We start from the raw sequence: 17,441 nt of genomic DNA on the forward strand, positions 1-17,441 counted from the left end.
AAACGGCGATGAAATAAATCTTAAGTCCAATATAATCATAAGTCAAAGCTACACAACAAGTCAAGCACCAAATAATCTGAATGCCATGCACGCAAAAGCCATGACGAAACATCGCATAATAAAAAAGATTGCTATTTCATCAATACTGTTTAAATTACTTTTGATTCGAAGTAAGTGATGCATTAGTGGAAAAGTATTATAAATGATTAAAACTTGCATGCGCCGGCAGCCATCGCCCGCCCCTACCGTCAACACTAGACTATTAGCCGCTGGTGGCGGCTAATACTGCGTCAATTCGCCAGTGGGCTAACGCCAACTGCGCGGCGGCGCACGGGCCAATGGTCACACAGCAAAAGAAAATAACTGCTTCTGCAATTACCTCTGACAGGATGCAAAGATCGTTGAGGTGCTGAAAAGAGTGGGGTAACAAAATCTTCTGCGTAAGAAGACAATGTGGGTTTGCGTAAATAGGATGTCTCGGTGACGAGTCAAAACATGAATCAATAGCGACCTCACGCCAGATTGGCTGTACATACACCTCAAAGAAGATATTAGGTGAACTACTAGTGGTGATACATAGCATTAACCAATGAAGAATATTTTTTGGATAAAAAGCAAGCACACTATTTATTAGTGATGGATTTAGCGTGTACCTGGAGGAGCTGATCAACGGCAATCTTATACAGTGGATATGTGGATTGGACTGCACCTAGATTCAAGTGACTAGCATCCCAGTACTTGGCCAAACCATGACTAATTGCATGACAATAGCCGTTTATTTCTCCGCACAAAATATCATATGGATTCACAATTGCGACTCTTTGGTCACTTGATGACCAATTATAAAGCCCATCAAGGTACACTTTGCGTTGATCGCGCTGTGTTTTGGCGAGAAATTTATATTCCTTCTTGCAATCTGGATTGAACTTTGTCCAAACACCACCTCTTCCACAAACATCCGATGTGTGATTATTAATATCGTGGAATTTAGGATTGGGTGCTACTACTATAAGATAGTTCCCCGCGTCGAGCACCTCTTTAAATGAGGAAATAAAGGCCTCAACTCTCTCTTTTTGCAACGCAGCTGTATGAAAATGATAGACAGGATCTGCAATTGAAGCAATTACAAAGATTACTGGTTGGCCTAACTCTCTATGAACCCAAACAGGAACTTTGTTTACATTTTCACACTTATCGTCGATTTTTATTGGGTCTTGGGGAACCAAACATCCTGAATATTGAAAGTTATATACGGAAAGCTTTTTGTCATTCGCGATATTTTCTGCGATGGGAAAAAGCTGATGAGCATGACTATCCCCCAAGATGGCAATTACTGCTCTTTTATCTTCACCAACCCATAAGCATTTTCCAAGAGAAGAATGAATCACGGACTGAGTTAACTTGGATGCAGAAATACCACAATCCCTATTTTTCCTGCCAGTCACAGGTCCGGTATAATTTGACTGACTCTCTCTCCCTTTTTGGAATATTCCATCATCATCGCTAACAATGCGTAATTTAGCGCTTACGAATGGCGTCGCCAACATGTTTACAAAAATTGCTGAAAAACTCAATACTGAAGCTCCGATCAAAAAATATCCCCATGAATGATTAAAGAGTTTCTTTCTAAGAGGCTTTTCTATATATTCATAAGAAAGTATAGCTATAATAAAAATAAGCGCTAAAAGTATTGGGGTACTCCACCATGAAACGCCAATTGTCCAGCGACTGATAGATAGTATTCCCCAATGCCATAGGTACAGGGAGTATGAAATAAGGCCGATATAGACAATAGTTTTGTAGGTAAAGATTTGGTATGCAGCAGTTCTTTTTTGCAGGCAGGCAATCAGAATTACTGACAAGAAAACTATTGCAATTGTACCGCTTCTTCCTCCGATAGGCCGAAACATCACAGCAACCATTGCTGCACATACTAAGAAAGGGGGAACTCGCTCGAGTGCTTGCTTAATCTTTACTCGTTTCTCAAAAACAATAAACGTCAAACATCCAGCTGCCATCTCCCAAAAACGAGGGAGCATAAGGAAGTAGGCAGCAGGTTGATCAACCGGATACAAACTAATAAATCCGATAAGTGACGCAATTGTAAGTACTGCTACACATAAGAATAGGTTTCTTGCTCCCTTTGGCTCCTGACGGCCGAACCCTGAGAACCAAATCAGAAATGGAAACAGAAGATAAAACTGCTCCTCTACTCCTAGTGACCAAGTGTGTGTAAATGGGTTGAGTTCAGCAGATTGAGCGAAATAGTCAGTTGATTCTTGGTATAAAAAGATATTGGAGATACCAAAAAGCGACCTCCAACCAACGTCTAGAGGAACTTTTGGATCTGGATTAAAAAGTGAGATGAGAACACTTGTTATCAGGACGAACATCACTAGTGCAGGAACCAGCCTCTTGATTCGCCGTACATAAAACCCCGATAGAAAATCCAGGAAGTTTTTGGACGTCCTTCCCGCCAGAGATGAGGTGATGACATAACCAGAGATTACGAAAAAAATATCAACGCCCAAATACCCACTTGGCAAAAGATCCTTGTTGAAATGATTAATAATGACGGCAATCACAGCAAAAGCTCTTAGACCATCAATTTCTGGGCGGTATCTAACAGAGTTAGGTCGAATACTGGAACTCATGACGTCAATACGTGAAAAGGTTTTTAAAATAACGAAATTCTTGCAAATTTCATTCAACTATCAACGAGCAAAGAATAATGTTTGGTGGCGTTGTTCAACTGGAAGGTGTGATAAATCAATGTTATGGATGTAGTCTCAGACGTAATGCTCTCACACCTCACTGGCTACTGACAACTGTAAGATACAACAACTAAACCAGCGTGATGACTTTGAAGAGCACCTTGCAGAGATGACGTGAAATACCAAGTGCGCTGGAGAAAAGGGTTTCCAAGGCTGCGTTAAGGGCCTTAGTCAGTAAGAAAGTGCTAATTAACAATACATCTCACATCGAAACCAGAATCTGAGAGATCCTGAGATTAGTGGGTTCGCCCACGAGCCTCTGGATAAACGTCGTGTGATTTTTGAGATGACCCCAGAAAGACTGCAAAGTATACTTAACTAAGGTACTTAGTAGCGATCAAGTTTTTCAAAAGCGCAGAGGCAAATTCAGTCGAAAATGATGCTTTATGAGGCGGTGCAACATTCAGCAGGAGGTGAACGGTTCGGACTGAAGCCCGCGAGGACTTGTTGCAAAGCACAGCATACTCTTGGCAATCAGTCCCAAGCAAATGTTGGTCATCAAGTATTGGCAAAGCTAGCCTCGCATCTGGTAGAAACTGCTAACGAAAATTATAGCGATCGTAGGTTGTTGCCAGACAAGGACACTGGTCAGCAGCGCACAACAACGACCAGTGAAACGCAAAAAACACCCCGGCCTTCCTGCAGATACGGCCTGAGGAGGTCATTAAATGCATCCAAGAAACTAGAAGCAAGACCGATGACAGCGAGAACGAACACATGATCGGCCATAGTGTTCTTTAACTGATCGACAAGCTTGGTCTAGGAATGAGGGCAGGGTCCCAAGGCCTATTGAGCCATGACTGAGTGTGGAATCAACGATTCTTGTAGAAATACTAAAACCATACAGGGCTGAAATCGAAATTCTCTCCAGATTTGGCAGGCGTTATGAGATGGCCCCGGATACTGGTCAAAAACAAATTTCGCTTGAAGACGATGCAAAATAATTCTGACAACATCAAGCACTCATTAGCTAGATACACGGAGCCCCGCAGGCTCAATAAGGCCAAAGCCCCGCAGCAAGCTCATTGAAAACCGCAGTGGATGGGGACGACTCCTGCGTGATAGGTAATGACTGCAAAAGCGTGGATCTACCAGAGGAGGTGTCTGGCGAACGTCAGCCGTGCGGATCGGGAGGTGTAGGCGGGCAGGGGTACATTGTTGCAAAGACGGCGCAAGTCATCTCTCCAGATAGCGGTTTACGTTGTATCTAGATGCTACTAGCGGAAACTAGTTCGTAGAACAGCGCTGAAAGCAGTGAGTAAACGCTCAGTGACGCAAGCTGGGCAGACTGCTGACCGGTTTCATATTCACAAGCAACCCAATGCGCTCGTACAGCTACAGCTCAGGAATGTCATTTTCAATAGCCCGCAGAACCGGCACCAAACCGAAAGCCAACACCAGCAACAGCTACAAACAAGCATTGAAAATCAGACATAAACAAGATCACTTGGCTGCGTTGGAGAAGGGGCTGGACCAGCTAGATGGAATACGGCCGTGGAACACGATACGGAAACGAAAGTCGGCCGAACGGAGATGATTCTCACAAGCTGACCGCTGGGTCATGAATCCAGTAAAATGTGATTCGAGCTAACTGGAGACCAAGCAAACCTGGATACATGTATGCATATTTTGAGGAATTCAATTCAAGCGTTTCACCATGCGGATGACCAGAAAGCAAAACGAAGGAGATTCTCGCTAATAGATGATTGCAGTAAGGCGGCAGAGATCGCGAGGAGAATTAAAATCTAGGGAGGGGTCGAAAGCTTCGTGATCGGCAAGGCATTAAATTTTGAAGTAGTCATTCACCTTCACCTGATAAAGGTAATCGATCCGATGATTTAAAGTGGTTATGGATACAAGACGATGATAACGAGGGAATCAGCCAGCGGGCAGACTCAACAAACGAGGAGTAGAGGTTTGTCATTGATGTGGATGCAAAACTTCCTGAATAAGTAACCTTGTATGCCAGAAGAGATTATTTCAAAAGCAAGGAAAGAAAAAAGTGCATGCACTAAGGGCGGAGAGATTCAAAAGAATCCACACACCAATCAAATTGCGTAACAATACTGAAGTGCGATAACTAGCAAGTGCGAAGCGAGAAAAACAAAAAACGAATCGGATAACAAAAATAAAGGTTAACGTGAAAGCAAGTACAATACAAGCAAATGAAGTTGAGGCCAGCACAAGACATAATTATTGATTTCAACAGGGATAATTCAAATAAAGCGGCTCAAGAGAATCAAGACAACATATCATCGACTATTCCATGCAATCTAGCCCTATGATTAGCGCGAGAAAAGATGTCAAGGTATCTATTTCTTGCTTTAGAAGCAAAGCTCTTAGAAACAACAGAATTAGTCATAAGACTAAATGCAAACTTTTCTAGTTCGTCTATATCCCCAGGAGTGTACATATATCCGGAGACACCGTGCTGGATGAGTTCAGGTATACCATCAACATTTGAACTGATAATCGGAATACCAGAAGCCATACCTTCTAGAATTGTTCTAGGCATTGCTTCAGCTCTACTTGTAAAAATCAGTAAATCAGCAGCTCGGAACCAAACAGAAACATCATTAAGAGCCCCAGTAAAGATAAACCTTGATCCAACAATAGAGGATAGTACATTGCTTTTAAATGTAGCACCGTAATCTGTATTTATAGGGCCAACACAAACGATCTTGAAGTTTACAGAATATTTATGATGCAGTCTAGCTGCAAGCTCAAAAAGGTCATCTTGCCCCTTTCTTCGCTCGACACCGCCAATATTTATTATAAGAAAACACTTATCATCTATACGTAAATTGCAACGCATTTCTAGATTGCGATCTAAAGCATTGGCGATAGACAAAAATCTGTCCTCATTACAACAATTCGGTAGATAGTAACAGGCGTTGCGCAATTTTAGACTCGAGGACCATTCGGCTTTAAGAATCGAGGAAACAAATATAATATGATCAAAATCTAACAAAAACTTTTGCTGGGAATCTAAGCTGATGTCTATATCTCCTTGAGAAAAATGCCTAGGCGATTCTCGTGAGATCACACACGTTTTATATTTATTAGAAAAGCACTTCTTGAAGCTCAGCCAGCAAGGCATTGATTCATAACCATTCACTATTACAAGGTCAAATGATGAGCCTAATAATTGCAAACGCAGAAAAAGCAGATCCAGAATAGATATCAACCTAAATAATTTAAAACGGCCAAAGATCCATCCGACCTTGGTGCGCTCAAGACAGCAAGAAAAGAAGAAGGCGTTATAAGTTTTCGCGACAAAAGGATTAACGTAGGGAAAAGTTTTAGTGATCAAGTAAATGGAATATTGCCCTCTAAGTGAGTTAATAACATCCAATGCACTTTGAGAGCTTCCATGAGGATCTCCTAGCGAATTTGCAATAAACAAGATTTTTTTAGCCTTATGCATAATGCCAAAGGTAGAAAAGAAGATGGATGCGACTTATAAGTTGATTTCAGCTATAGAATCAACAAAACAATAAGGTCCATTAGATTGTAAACCAGAATCACTTCTGCCACCATTCTTTGCAGGAAAGCAAATGACCATATCTGCTAGAAACGGAGATTCAATGGTTTTGATAAGAATTCTGTTCACTAAAGTTTTCGAACAAAAGCGGGAGAAAAGATTTAATCATAGCAAGAATAAAGAGTCACAACCAGGAGGGATTAAAAATTATTTCGCATGGATTCAAAGAAGATAATTAATTGAGTACATGCAATGTATAATTTATTTTGAAGTATAGAGATGTCAGCACGTAATAAAACCGCTTATTTTTAGCAGGTGACTGTTGACGTGGTCCAATTCATGCATTAGTAATTCGAGTCTTACTCAAGTTGTAATTTTCCTAGAGGTGGGTTCGCAGCAGTTGGGGCATAGATGTAGGACTGCATCAGGCCACCAGAGCCCTTTGGGGCTTTGCAAGCATAAATGCACCCATCACCTATTGATAAATGTAGCCTGTGCGGGGAGAGCCAATGTCCGTCAAACTATGTAGAGGGTGAGTCATTCGCCAAACCCTAAGCGATTGCCGGAAGGATCGTGCTCTTACATAAGCCGTTTACGCCTGTGAGCATGGTAATCACGATCGAAACTCAGCATTAGACCCGCTAATGACATGTAGTTGGTGAGAGAAATCCGCTTTGGCTTTGTGGCAGTTCCTCAAAGAGATACTGACCGTACTGAGCTCACTTGATCTTGCAACCTGCAGTGCCTTAAACCTTGCACTTACAAAGAGGTTTACAAGGTAAGATGTACCTGATCGACACAGATCGCAAGCAATTTATAAAAATTTATCTGTTAAAATGCGCCGAACGATTGCCTAAAACAAGCATGACCGGGAGTCACAATACAATAAAGCAATAAGAAGACACTAAGTAAATACAGATTATTAGACAATACAAAGAATTAAGCAAAAGAAATGTATATGGAGAGCGTATGACTACATTCTATATAGAGACTCTTTTTATAACATCTAAGCTGGATCTTGCAGAAGCATTCAACAATGTACGGCCTGACAAATTAAAAATTTGATTTGCCTTGGCAAACGAACGACGCTGCAAATTGGCATTTGGGACACCTATAATATCACCAATTTTGTAATAGTTGGGATCCACGTGACATGTTTTGACAATGTCATAATTTTCAGGTGTTATAACTATTTTACCAGGAGGAAACATATCGGAAAGTTTTCCATAAGAGAAATCTAAGCCAACAATATATACAGGATCACAACCGAGGAAGTAAGCAAGCTGAAGCATTATGTACGTAACCGTGGAACCCAAGTGGACAATAGATGCAAAGTCCAAAGAAAATTGCGGATAAAGGCCATCACTCCAGTAATATTGATGGGCAACGGACCGAGGAGAATTAAAGAAAACCCATCCTCGAGTGTCGCTTACTGCATAGGAATTGTACAAAGCAGCTAATTTAAGTGGACCTTTAACCTTGGCGAGGTCAGGTGAGCGAATTTCAAATTGTTGAACATCCTCAAAGACTAAATAATCTGTAGTAAAACCCCAATCAGAAAATTGTTTATAGATGCCATTACAACCGATTGACACAGAAGATTTAATGAAGTCTACAGGTGTATCACTGAGCGATGGTCCGTTGCAAATAACTACTGCTCTTTCGCCTTTTCGAGAATTATAAAGATTGGCCAATTTAGATTGATAACCTTGCTTAACATAAGGTGAAGGCAGACCAAATTTATTTAACCTGAATGAATAGTGATCAAAATAATTGATTTGAGCGTTGAAGATTTTTAACTGATTGAAAAAAGATGCAAGGTTGTTTTTATAGAAATATAAATGATCAATATGCTATCTATTGATTGCCGGACAGGCGTGACCAAGCTTATGAACAATATCATAGAAGAGCATGAGACCAATTGTCTCTACAGTATGATAATACTCGGCATTGAGAGTGAGTTCTAACGTTTTCTGAGGTTTGGATTTTGAAGGCCTACCACTGAGCAGGAAAGTTTCAAATCCAAAGTGGCTAATAGCATAATCAAATGCTTTGATCACATTAAGGGAATTACCGGAACAGCTCATCCCGTACACCATCGTTGAAGATGGATCATCGAGAATGGCTGATGTTTCAAGCCAGCGTAGGAAAGTATTCTCCCAACCGTGATCATTTGCGTTGGACGAGATAAAACCAAAGCTATCAAAGGATTTAACAACTTTGCCCGGCACAAGTCTTGTTAGGTCTGTCGCCATATGGCTGCCAACATAGTGTAGACCACCATTAGCAACAACGTATATTTTCTTTGATCGATCAAAGAGATCAACCAGCTTTTGATACTCATCTGATGCAATTGCTGATTGGAACTTTTGCTCAAGATTTTCGAAATCTGCGAAAGATTGATGTTTCTGAGTAGGAGGGGTAGCAAGAGTCATAGGTACGGTTGGTTGTTTTGGGTTTGCTAAGAGTACGATAATGATAGCGTTCTAAACGGGGAATCGGTTTCAAATATCAAGCTTGCCATTGGATGCAGTCACCTTGTATCGGGAGCTACTCGAACCGGGCTGCAGCCGGAACTTGCCACCGGCTGCGAAAACCAAAGCAAGACCTGCTGCAACATCCCAGATGTAAATACCATTTTCCTCATAGGCATCAAACCTTCCTGCAGCGACTTGAGCAAGCATCAACGATGCACACCCAAGCATGCGTATTTTTTTAAATTTTTGAATATATTGCTGAAGTGTTTGTAACTGGGTTGAATCACACGAACTTCCTGAAGGAATACCGCTGGAAATGATTGCTTGGTCAATCCTGGATACATCAGAAACATGGATGGGAGTGCTATTCAAAAAAGCACCATGGCCAATAAGTGCAGACCAGGTTGAACGCGCTTCAAGGTCATAGATGACCCCCAGAACGGGGTTACCGGCGTTCCATAGAGCAATAGATATGCTCGCGAAGGGGAACCCACGAGTGAAATTCAACGTACCATCCAAGGGATCGATGATCCACTGATATTGATCAAGATCAAAAGATAATTCTGGATTTGTGGAGAATTGTTCTTCAGATACGATTGGAATATTGGTGAATTTAAGTTTTGAAATAATGATTTCCTCTGCAGCAAGATCCGCTTCGGTCTTGATATCCTTGCCAATATCCGAACGAACAACAGTGTTAGTTAAATATTTGGAGATGAGAAGATTTCCAGCTTCATATGCAGAATCTTTTGCGAGTTGAAGAAGCTCGAAATTATCCATCACGCAGAAGACTTAAGGGGATTTTAATGACAGCTTTCCGAATCAAAGCTGGATTTTCGTCTTTAATCATTGGGCAATGCCCCTCATTCGGAAGAAAAATAGCAAAGTAACCAGCTGATAGAACTATTTTACTTGGAAGCGGTGATCCATGTTCCTTAACTTTCCACTCTTGCCGATCGATGTTGTCAAAGGTTTTAGTAGGCCCCTCTAGTTCTGTCGTAGGCATCCATAAGATCTGTTCTGAACTTGAGATGACATATTGAATGTCAATGGTGTGTTGATGTGACTCCCAGACGCAAAGCTCTTGATCCTTTGTTTTGTATTCATGGACGTTGGCAAACCAATCAGTTTGCCCGAGCCGATATGTGCCGAGCTCAGCAGAGGAAGCGTTATGCAAAAGCCAGGCTAACGACTTGCGCCAAACATTATCCGACAACAATGGAGACCAATGATTTCTATTAACTAATGAGGAACAAAACATCGATTTAAGAGTTGTCAATCAAGGGTAAAAGTGCTTCTGCAATTTTCAGATCTTGCTCGGTTTTGATCACATGGCTTGCCATTGCATTGACTGGAAAAAACTCTATTTTTCCAAAGTAAGTAGCGCACTCGCCAGCTTGGACTGCCTGCAGAAACGTATCTCGCTTCCATGCGGTGATACTCCATGATATGCGCTGAACAGGTGACAAATCCTGTGAGTTAGTCTTCTGTTCAAAAGTAAAATTGATAGGTTTATTTTGGAATAATGCCTCAAGCTGAATAAGTTCAACTGACATAAGAGCATCAGGCTGCCTATGCTTGAGGTGAGTTACGAATGATTTAATTGATTCTACGCTAAGAAGAGGGGCGATACTGTGCACCTGAACAATGTAATCACATTCAACATTGGTTAGAAAATCACAAACAAAGTCTTCACTCGTCGCTGTATTGTTAGATAGTTCAGCTGGTCTTTTGTAAAAATTTACTCCATGCTGATCTGCAAAGTTTTTAAAAATTAGATCTTCAGAGTTCATCCAAATTTCATCAAAACACTCACTCTCAAGACACTTTTTTAAAGCCCTGGACACAAGTGGAATACCATTTAAGAGGCGCAGGTTTTTTTTCGATAAACGCTGGCTCCCGAGGCGAGCAGGAACCATTGCAATAATGTTTAGATCCATTGTATTATTATCCATCGATTCACTTATTTAAAAAATAACATTCTTTTTAAAATGCACTTAAGTGCTTTTCGGCAATAGCCTAAGTATATAGAAATAATTTTTTTCTTTGACGAGAAATCAGTGCGCCACGTAAAAATAGCATTAAAACTAAGCCATGAAGTATCTAAGAAGGCTTTGAAAGCACTTTGATTATAAACTCTATTATTCAACTTCGATATTTCGGTTCCAAATCGTTGATAAAAAAGATGCTTCCTATGAATTCGCTGATTACCATACACAAATCTGAGATATTCCCTACATTTATCATTGCTCCAAAAGCCTTCGACCACTTCGTGTATATACGAATTTACAATACGATTGAGATAGAATTTAGCCGAACCTTGATTTGAGGTTTGTTTCCTTAAAAAGACAGGACCATCGGAAACCTCTACGTGAGTAGAATTAGCTAGTAGGTGTGAATGAAATACGGTATCGACAAAATAGCCATTTGGATAACCTCTTCTTTGAAAGCCACCAACGTCGTGAAACATTTTTATATTAAATACGAACAAGCTAATATGATTATGGAAGACTTGTTTAGCAAAAAATAAATCTAAGGGATTATTGTTGTTAAGTTGCTCTTGTGATGGCGAACAAGACTCTCTACGACACATATGGTCTTCTACAATAATTTTAGTAGCGTATAAGTAGCCGCTATCTTTTTTCTTTAAGTCGACACCCTTGAGAAATCCTGGCAAAATTAAATCATCGTCACTTAATATATAAATCCATTCCGAGCCTGCACTCTCAACAGCTATATTAAAGGAGTCCCAAATAGGAACTGTTTGGGCATTAGTACAGAGCCAATTAACATCGCAATGATCTATATACCTAGAAGACAAAAATGAATCTAGGCTTTGATTGTTTACGCTAACATTAATAGTGAAGTCAACTGTTACGTTATCAAATACTGATCGTATTGCCTCATCCAAAGAGGGCATATACCTAACCGTGGGAATTACAATTGATAAACACATGGACAATCAGAAACGCAAGAAATTTAACATCAAATGAGAGCAGGCCAGTGCAAATATATTTATGATTACAAGTCAAAGCCATAAATTAATGAAATATCAGCCATTCGGCATAAATCAGTCAATCTTTGTTTCCTATATCAACAGAAAATCTGGGCCGGGTACAAACTTCATAACTTCATTATCACGATAGGGTAATTCCCCAAAAAGAAGAGAGCCTGGTGCATTACAACTAGACCACTCTTGTACTGCAAATTCGCGAATACTGAGGAAATTATTGGAACTCAAATTATAGACAGACACCCCATGTGAATTATAATCTGTAGATACGATCCTTGAAAGGAATGCTTTAGCAACTCGCTCGACAGGCTGAAAATCACGCATTTGTTCACCCAATGTCATCTTAAAGTTCTCACCAGAAAATGCCGCTTTTCGAAGCAATGGCCAAAATCTTGTATCTAATTCTCCTTCTCCATAAACATGAAAAACACGGAGGATCTCTAAATTAATTTTATGCTCCTTAGCCCATTGACATAGAGCAATTGATGCAGCTGCTTTAGATGCTGCGTAACTATTCGTTGGTTCTAGTGGTGCAGTTATAGGTATCTCTTCAAAGCGTTCACCGCTACGACCATATTCAAAACAACTTCCGGCTACAATATATCTCTTAATTCCAGATAAACGAGCTTGTTCAAAGAGATTTAAAACTGTAATTAGATTCCAATGAAGACAATTTGCAAGAGTATCATATGGAACATTACCGGTATGAGCAGCAAGATGCACGAGAACTTCGCAGTCTTTTAGATCACTTGATCTGACTTCGCTTAATTGTCGATCAAGCCAGCAAGGGGATTGAGTAAGCGAGATACGTGGAGCACTTAAAGGACTCCGTCTGATTGCAGTGATGTTGTGCCCAGCATCAAGTGCCTGCTTTAGGAAATGTGACCCAATAAACCCAGTGCCGCCGGTAAGGGCAATATTCATCGTGCCAGATCCTCGATTTTTGGATGGAGACGATCTCGATCAGACATCACTGGTTGGGGGTTAGGCCAATCAAAGGCGATTGAATCCCAACGAACACCACGATCTAACGACGGGTTATGAACTGTAGATGTTGTATAGTGCATCCAACTGTCATCGGAGAGACTTAGAAATCCATGTGCATACCCTTTACCAATTAAGAGTGCTTGATTGCTGGTTTTAGAAAGTTCAATAGCGAATGGTTTGTTAAAATTTGGACTGTTTGGATCAACATCAACGACGACATCTAAAACAGCACCTTTGATACAAGTGACCAACTTGTCATGCGCCGATTCTTCGACCTGAAAATGCATACCTCTGAGAACATCTCTCTTAGAACGTGTCAAAAATGACTCTGCTGGCACAAAGTTAATTCCTTGAGTTAGTAGGTGGTCCGAATGAAATAACTTAGTAAAATCGCCGCGATTATCAAAGGAGTGTGGACAGTTAAGAACAAAGACATTTGGCAATGGCTCTTGAAGAATGACTAGATTATTCATGAAAAATGGATAACAAAAACACTTGCAAATCAACTTAAATAAGCTGAAGATGCTGAACCCACTTCCGAACGTCTTTTGATAAGCTCTAGCACAGATTTGTCATCTTTTTGCCAAGGTGATGGTGCAAACAAGGCTTTTTTTCTGCTTGGCTGAGCAGTTTTATCTGGCGATTGCAAATAATAAATCGCCAATGAATTACGTGAAACACCATCAGGGCAATTAATTGGCATAGGCAATCCATGCCATGAGTTCATGGTCACATCATAGACCACAGCACGATTAAAAACAGGGACTACTGCTTCTACCAATTCACCGGGCTTCTCTTGGGACTGATTATCGTAAAGACCTAAAACTCCTCCCCACTTCTCATCCCACTCTGGCGTCATATAAACAAGAATATTTAATTTCCTTTGCAAGCTAAGCTTAGGATGAATCGAATAGTCCATATGAACATTGAGCTTTCCGCCGTTTTTATGCATGTGCAAACCGGCCCCCATTCAACCCGTAATCTGCCGACAAGGGATTCTCGGATTTGATGAATTGAGTTAATGCAAGGGTGAATGCAGAGGAACAGAGATACGTAAAGGCTTGATACGTCGACGGACCAAAACGGTTCCAATGGTTAACCAGTTTTTTTTCTTCTATTTGATTTGAATATGCATCTAAAAACTGTGAATCATAAGAAGGAAATTCGCTCGCAATGGAAGCGGCTAATGACTCTTCGAAAAAGTTATCAATTACATAATGCGGGAAAGGGGATGCATTGATATAAGAAGACGACGCATCATTGCTGGACAAAAGTGACAAGGTAGAACAGGAAAGAATCATTGATTGCGTTTTAACGTAAAAGTATAATTTAATTAATTAAAGGATTTGCAGTAATTCACTATAGCGTTGACTTCATACTTAAGCATATCCAAGGTAAGGCCTGGATATGTTCCAAGAAACAGAGTATTATTCATAATTTTATCAGAATGTTCTAGATCACCCACAACCCGCATTGATTCTGGCCGGTCTTGGCGAAGTTGAACAAATGCAGGCTGACGAACGAGGTTTCCTCCAAACAGCATTCGATTGCCAATCTTATTGCGGTCCAACTCTTGAGCCAGTTCCGTGCGCGTGAAGGGTGCCTCAGCCTTCACAGCAATTTTGAAGCCAAACCAACTGCAGTCCGTTCGGCAACCAGAACCGTCCCAGGTAAAGCCCTGTTCGGGATCCCATGCTGTTGCATGAGTGGGAAGCGCAAATTCAAGGGAATACTCCTGGGTAGCAAGGCCTACTCTCAAAGTCTCCCAATTTTGCTTACGGGCTTCAATGAACTCTGGCAAACGCTTCAACTGAACCCGGCCAATCGCTGCCTGGGGATCAAGTGGTTTAACATTGAATCCTAAATGACTATAGGTGTACTTGTGGTCATAACCCTCAGGCAATTCACCAAGTTGCCAACCAAAGCGCTTATTGCAGGTGTTATCGATACCGCTTGGACACCAGCAATCCCGCCCCCAATCACGAAAACTTTCAGCAATCACCTTAAGCTTCGCATCACTCACGATATTCACTGCACCACCCTCACCCATGGTGAGATGGTGAGGAGGATAAAAGCTTTGGGTACTAATATCACCCCAAGTTCCGGTCCAGCGTACAACTCGGTCAGGGCCTTCATCCAGGCCTGGACTGTTCTCCTTAATACCCAAACTTTCAGCAAGTGAGCGCGGCATGGAATAACTGCAACCCAAGGCATCACAGTTGTCTTCAACCAACCACAAGTCGTATTTCTGGCAAAAGGCAAGTGTTGCCGCAATGTCGAAGGGATTTCCCAAAGCGTGCGCCATCATCACGGCCTTGGTTTTACCAGCCTCGTATGCATCTTCTAGTTGATCACATCGAGCGTTACCAGTAATTGGATCAGCATCAATGAAGACGGGAACCGCACCAACTTGAATAATTGGGGCGACAGTGGTGGGAAATCCAGCCGCAACCGTAATCACCTCATCCCCAGGACGAATACGCTTCGCCTGAGGAAGTTTGGGAGACGTAAGCGCAGAAATCGCAATAAGATTCGCGCTGGAGCCTGAGTTCACCAACAAGCTGTGGCGCACCCCCAAAAATGCTGCCAGCTCTCGCTGAAAAGCTTCACCCTCCGCTCCCAGCGTCAGCCAGAAATCAAGGGTGCTCGCCACAGCTGCCTCGACCTCATCTTCTGTGAAGACTCGGCCGGCATAGGGAATGTTGGCCCCTTCCTGCCAAGGCGTGCGATCGGGATCGGCAGCAGGGCGGAAACCCGAATGGGCCTGGCGTGAATACTCACGGGTTAATCGGAGAATTTGTTCTCGGAGTGATGCGACGTCGTTCATATTGATGAATTGTCTGTGCTCGAAGTTGAGTTGGGATTGGTAACTGTGTTGTAGGCCTGAAGATCATCCAAACAGCGCTCCAAAGGAGACTCCCCTTCGTGTACGGCCCGGTACCAGAGCACTGTACGTTTCACAGTCGTGTCAAAAGACCAACGGGGCCTCCAACCAAGCTGGTGGTGGGCTTTATCAATCTGTAAGTGAAGTCGTCCTGCTTCGTGGGGAGTCATCGAATCTGAACAATCCTGCCATCCACCTTGCCAATAACTCAACAACGTCTCCACTAAATCGCGCACGCTCCGATTCGCCTCCAGCATCGGACCAAAGTTATAGCTGCTGGAAAACGAATTACCATCTTCTACAAGCTTTTCGGCAAGAAGCAAATAACCCGAAAGCGGCTCGAGCACATGTTGCCAGGGCCGAGTGGACTCCGGGCGACGCACAGGAATTCGCTCACCAGAACACAGCGAGCGGACGGCATCCGGAACAATGCGGTCTTCAGCCCAATCACCCCCTCCAATCACATTTCCTGCGCGTGCAGTGGCGATAGAGAGATGAGGCGTTTGGTGGGAAGCCTCTCCGCAGAAGCTATTACGCCAGCTGGAGATTGCCAGTTCAGCGGCAGCTTTACTGGCGCTGTAGGGATCATGTCCACCAAGACGATCCTCCTCTCGATATCCATAATCCCACTCCTGATTGGCATACACCTTGTCAGTTGTCACCATCACGACGGCGCAGGGATGTTTCAAAGGCTTTAGCGCTTCTAAAAGATTCAGGCTGCCTTGCACATTGGTCGCCCAAGTCCCCAAAGGATCCTGATAGCTCCGACGAACCAAGGGCTGGGCTGCCAAATGCAGCACAACCTGAGGTTGGAACTTACCAATAATCGAGGTTAGTGCGGTGCAATCACGAATGTCGATCAGGTGATGACCTAAGAGTTGTTTGGCCAAGCCCAACTGATTAAAAAGGGATGGCGTGGTCTCGGGCTCGAGTGCAACCCCGCATACATCGGCACCCAGTTCAGAGAGCCAAAGAGCTAACCAACTACCCTTAAAACCAGTGTGCCCAGTCAGTAAAACCCTACATCCATTCCAAAAAGAAGCGTTAGCCATCACCAGATTTTCCAAGGAGCATGACCATTTGCCCAAAGGGCTTCTAATTCTCGGCGATCACGCAGTGTGTCCATCGGTTGCCAGAAACCTTCATGGTGATAACCAGTAAGCTGACCTTCTCTTGCTAAACCCTTCAAAGGTCCATCTTCCCAGACAGTATCGTCTCCCTCGATGCGATCAATAACAGCTGGATCTAAGACAAAGAACCCTCCATTAATCCAACCACCATCGCCCTGAGGCTTCTCCTGAAAACCTTTTACGGCATTGGAGTCTCCTAATTGCAAGGCTCCATATCGGCCTGGAGGTTGTACAGCTGTCACGGTCGCTAAGCGACCATGGTTGTTGTGATGAGCGACCAGTTCGGTGATATCCACATCGGCCACACCATCGCCGTAAGTGAAGCAAAAAGGCTCCTCAGCAACGTAATTTTGAACACGCTTGAGGCGGCCACCAGTCATTGTGGCTTCGCCAGTATCAACCAAGGTGATCTCCCATGGCTCAGCTTGCTTACGATGAACTTCCATGGAATTCGTACGCATGTGAAAGGTCACGTCGCTCATATGCAAAAAATAATTGGCAAAGTATTCCTTGATCACATAGCCCTTGTAACCGCAGCAGATCACAAACTCATTAATGCCGTGCGCACTAAAGATTTTGAGAATGTGCCATAGAATGGGTCTTCCACCAATTTCCACCATTGGTTTTGGCCTGAGGTGAGTTTCTTCACTAATACGCGTTCCAAGACCACCAGCAAGTATTACAGCTTTCAT

The 17,441-nt window shown here is 42.5% G+C and carries 14 protein-coding genes; all 14 read right to left on the bottom strand.

Annotated features, from left to right (window positions below; translation table 11 throughout):
• Positions 1 to 623: 623 nt before the first annotated feature.
• Positions 624 to 2,654, bottom strand: a complete 2,031-nt coding sequence (locus SynRS9907_RS11430; protein ID WP_188021076.1) for an acyltransferase family protein — start codon at positions 2,652 to 2,654, stop codon at positions 624 to 626.
• A gap of 2,359 nt (positions 2,655 to 5,013) precedes the next feature.
• Positions 5,014 to 6,201, bottom strand: coding sequence for a glycosyltransferase family 4 protein (locus SynRS9907_RS11435; RefSeq protein ID WP_188021077.1), 1,188 nt, complete (start codon positions 6,199 to 6,201; stop codon positions 5,014 to 5,016).
• Positions 6,202 to 7,238: 1,037 nt separating this feature from the next.
• Entirely contained in the window at positions 7,239 to 8,108 is an 870-nt protein-coding gene (locus SynRS9907_RS11440; protein WP_370586638.1) for a 6-hydroxymethylpterin diphosphokinase MptE-like protein, read from the bottom strand.
• 3 nt (positions 8,109 to 8,111) lie between these two features.
• Positions 8,112 to 8,693: a hypothetical protein gene (locus SynRS9907_RS11445; RefSeq protein WP_188021079.1), complete on the bottom strand. Its 582-nt coding sequence runs from the start codon at positions 8,691 to 8,693 to the stop codon at positions 8,112 to 8,114.
• A gap of 69 nt (positions 8,694 to 8,762) precedes the next feature.
• Positions 8,763 to 9,515, bottom strand: coding sequence for an inositol monophosphatase family protein (locus SynRS9907_RS11450; protein ID WP_188021080.1), 753 nt, complete (start codon positions 9,513 to 9,515; stop codon positions 8,763 to 8,765).
• Positions 9,508 to 9,996 carry a YhcH/YjgK/YiaL family protein gene (locus SynRS9907_RS11455; RefSeq protein WP_255446048.1) on the bottom strand — a complete coding sequence of 163 codons (489 nt, stop codon included), beginning with the start codon at positions 9,994 to 9,996 and terminating at the stop codon, positions 9,508 to 9,510. The genes SynRS9907_RS11450 and SynRS9907_RS11455 overlap by 8 nt, the downstream gene beginning before the upstream one ends.
• A 4-nt stretch (positions 9,997 to 10,000) precedes the next feature.
• Positions 10,001 to 10,690 carry a cytidylyltransferase domain-containing protein gene (locus SynRS9907_RS11460; protein ID WP_223157660.1) on the bottom strand — a complete coding sequence of 230 codons (690 nt, stop codon included), beginning with the start codon at positions 10,688 to 10,690 and terminating at the stop codon, positions 10,001 to 10,003.
• An 8-nt stretch (positions 10,691 to 10,698) separates the two neighbouring features.
• On the bottom strand, positions 10,699 to 11,655 hold the full coding sequence (locus tag SynRS9907_RS11465) for a hypothetical protein (protein WP_188021082.1): 957 nt from the start codon (positions 11,653 to 11,655) through the stop codon (positions 10,699 to 10,701).
• Positions 11,656 to 11,823: 168 nt separating this feature from the next.
• Positions 11,824 to 12,672 carry an NAD(P)-dependent oxidoreductase gene (locus SynRS9907_RS11470; RefSeq protein ID WP_188021083.1) on the bottom strand — a complete coding sequence of 283 codons (849 nt, stop codon included), beginning with the start codon at positions 12,670 to 12,672 and terminating at the stop codon, positions 11,824 to 11,826.
• On the bottom strand, positions 12,669 to 13,208 hold the full coding sequence (locus SynRS9907_RS11475) for a dTDP-4-dehydrorhamnose 3,5-epimerase family protein (protein WP_188021084.1): 540 nt from the start codon (positions 13,206 to 13,208) through the stop codon (positions 12,669 to 12,671). The genes SynRS9907_RS11470 and SynRS9907_RS11475 overlap by 4 nt, the downstream gene beginning before the upstream one ends.
• Positions 13,209 to 13,237: 29 nt before the next feature.
• Positions 13,238 to 13,687 carry a 2OG-Fe(II) oxygenase gene (locus tag SynRS9907_RS11480; protein ID WP_188021085.1) on the bottom strand — a complete coding sequence of 150 codons (450 nt, stop codon included), beginning with the start codon at positions 13,685 to 13,687 and terminating at the stop codon, positions 13,238 to 13,240.
• Between the two features lie 381 nt (positions 13,688 to 14,068).
• Positions 14,069 to 15,562, bottom strand: coding sequence for a lipopolysaccharide biosynthesis protein RfbH (rfbH, locus tag SynRS9907_RS11485; RefSeq protein ID WP_188021086.1), 1,494 nt, complete (start codon positions 15,560 to 15,562; stop codon positions 14,069 to 14,071).
• On the bottom strand, positions 15,559 to 16,671 hold the full coding sequence (gene rfbG / locus SynRS9907_RS11490) for a CDP-glucose 4,6-dehydratase (RefSeq protein WP_188021087.1): 1,113 nt from the start codon (positions 16,669 to 16,671) through the stop codon (positions 15,559 to 15,561). Before rfbG ends, rfbH begins: the two co-directional genes overlap by 4 nt.
• Positions 16,671 to 17,441: a glucose-1-phosphate cytidylyltransferase gene (rfbF, locus tag SynRS9907_RS11495; RefSeq protein ID WP_188022468.1), complete on the bottom strand. Its 771-nt coding sequence runs from the start codon at positions 17,439 to 17,441 to the stop codon at positions 16,671 to 16,673. Before rfbF ends, rfbG begins: the two co-directional genes overlap by 1 nt.

The sequence above is a fragment of the Synechococcus sp. RS9907 genome (genome assembly GCF_014279615.1).
Lineage (GTDB): Bacteria > Cyanobacteriota > Cyanobacteriia > PCC-6307 > Cyanobiaceae > Parasynechococcus.

Coding starts and splice junctions, on each gene's coding strand:
- SynRS9907_RS11450 (WP_188021080.1), bottom strand. CDS start 9,515: ATGGATAATTTCGAGCTTCTTCAACTCGCAAAAGATTCTGCATATGAA.
- rfbF (WP_188022468.1), bottom strand. CDS start 17,441: ATGAAAGCTGTAATACTTGCTGGTGGTCTTGGAACGCGTATTAGTGAA.
- SynRS9907_RS11465 (WP_188021082.1), bottom strand. CDS start 11,655: ATGCCCTCTTTGGATGAGGCAATACGATCAGTATTTGATAACGTAACA.
- rfbG (WP_188021087.1), bottom strand. CDS start 16,671: ATGGCTAACGCTTCTTTTTGGAATGGATGTAGGGTTTTACTGACTGGG.
- SynRS9907_RS11475 (WP_188021084.1), bottom strand. CDS start 13,208: ATGAATAATCTAGTCATTCTTCAAGAGCCATTGCCAAATGTCTTTGTT.
- SynRS9907_RS11480 (WP_188021085.1), bottom strand. CDS start 13,687: ATGCATAAAAACGGCGGAAAGCTCAATGTTCATATGGACTATTCGATT.
- SynRS9907_RS11435 (WP_188021077.1), bottom strand. CDS start 6,201: ATGCATAAGGCTAAAAAAATCTTGTTTATTGCAAATTCGCTAGGAGAT.
- rfbH (WP_188021086.1), bottom strand. CDS start 15,562: ATGAACGACGTCGCATCACTCCGAGAACAAATTCTCCGATTAACCCGT.
- SynRS9907_RS11445 (WP_188021079.1), bottom strand. CDS start 8,693: ATGACTCTTGCTACCCCTCCTACTCAGAAACATCAATCTTTCGCAGAT.
- SynRS9907_RS11430 (WP_188021076.1), bottom strand. CDS start 2,654: ATGAGTTCCAGTATTCGACCTAACTCTGTTAGATACCGCCCAGAAATT.
- SynRS9907_RS11455 (WP_255446048.1), bottom strand. CDS start 9,996: ATGTTTTGTTCCTCATTAGTTAATAGAAATCATTGGTCTCCATTGTTG.
- SynRS9907_RS11470 (WP_188021083.1), bottom strand. CDS start 12,672: ATGAATATTGCCCTTACCGGCGGCACTGGGTTTATTGGGTCACATTTC.
- SynRS9907_RS11460 (WP_223157660.1), bottom strand. CDS start 10,690: ATGGATAATAATACAATGGATCTAAACATTATTGCAATGGTTCCTGCT.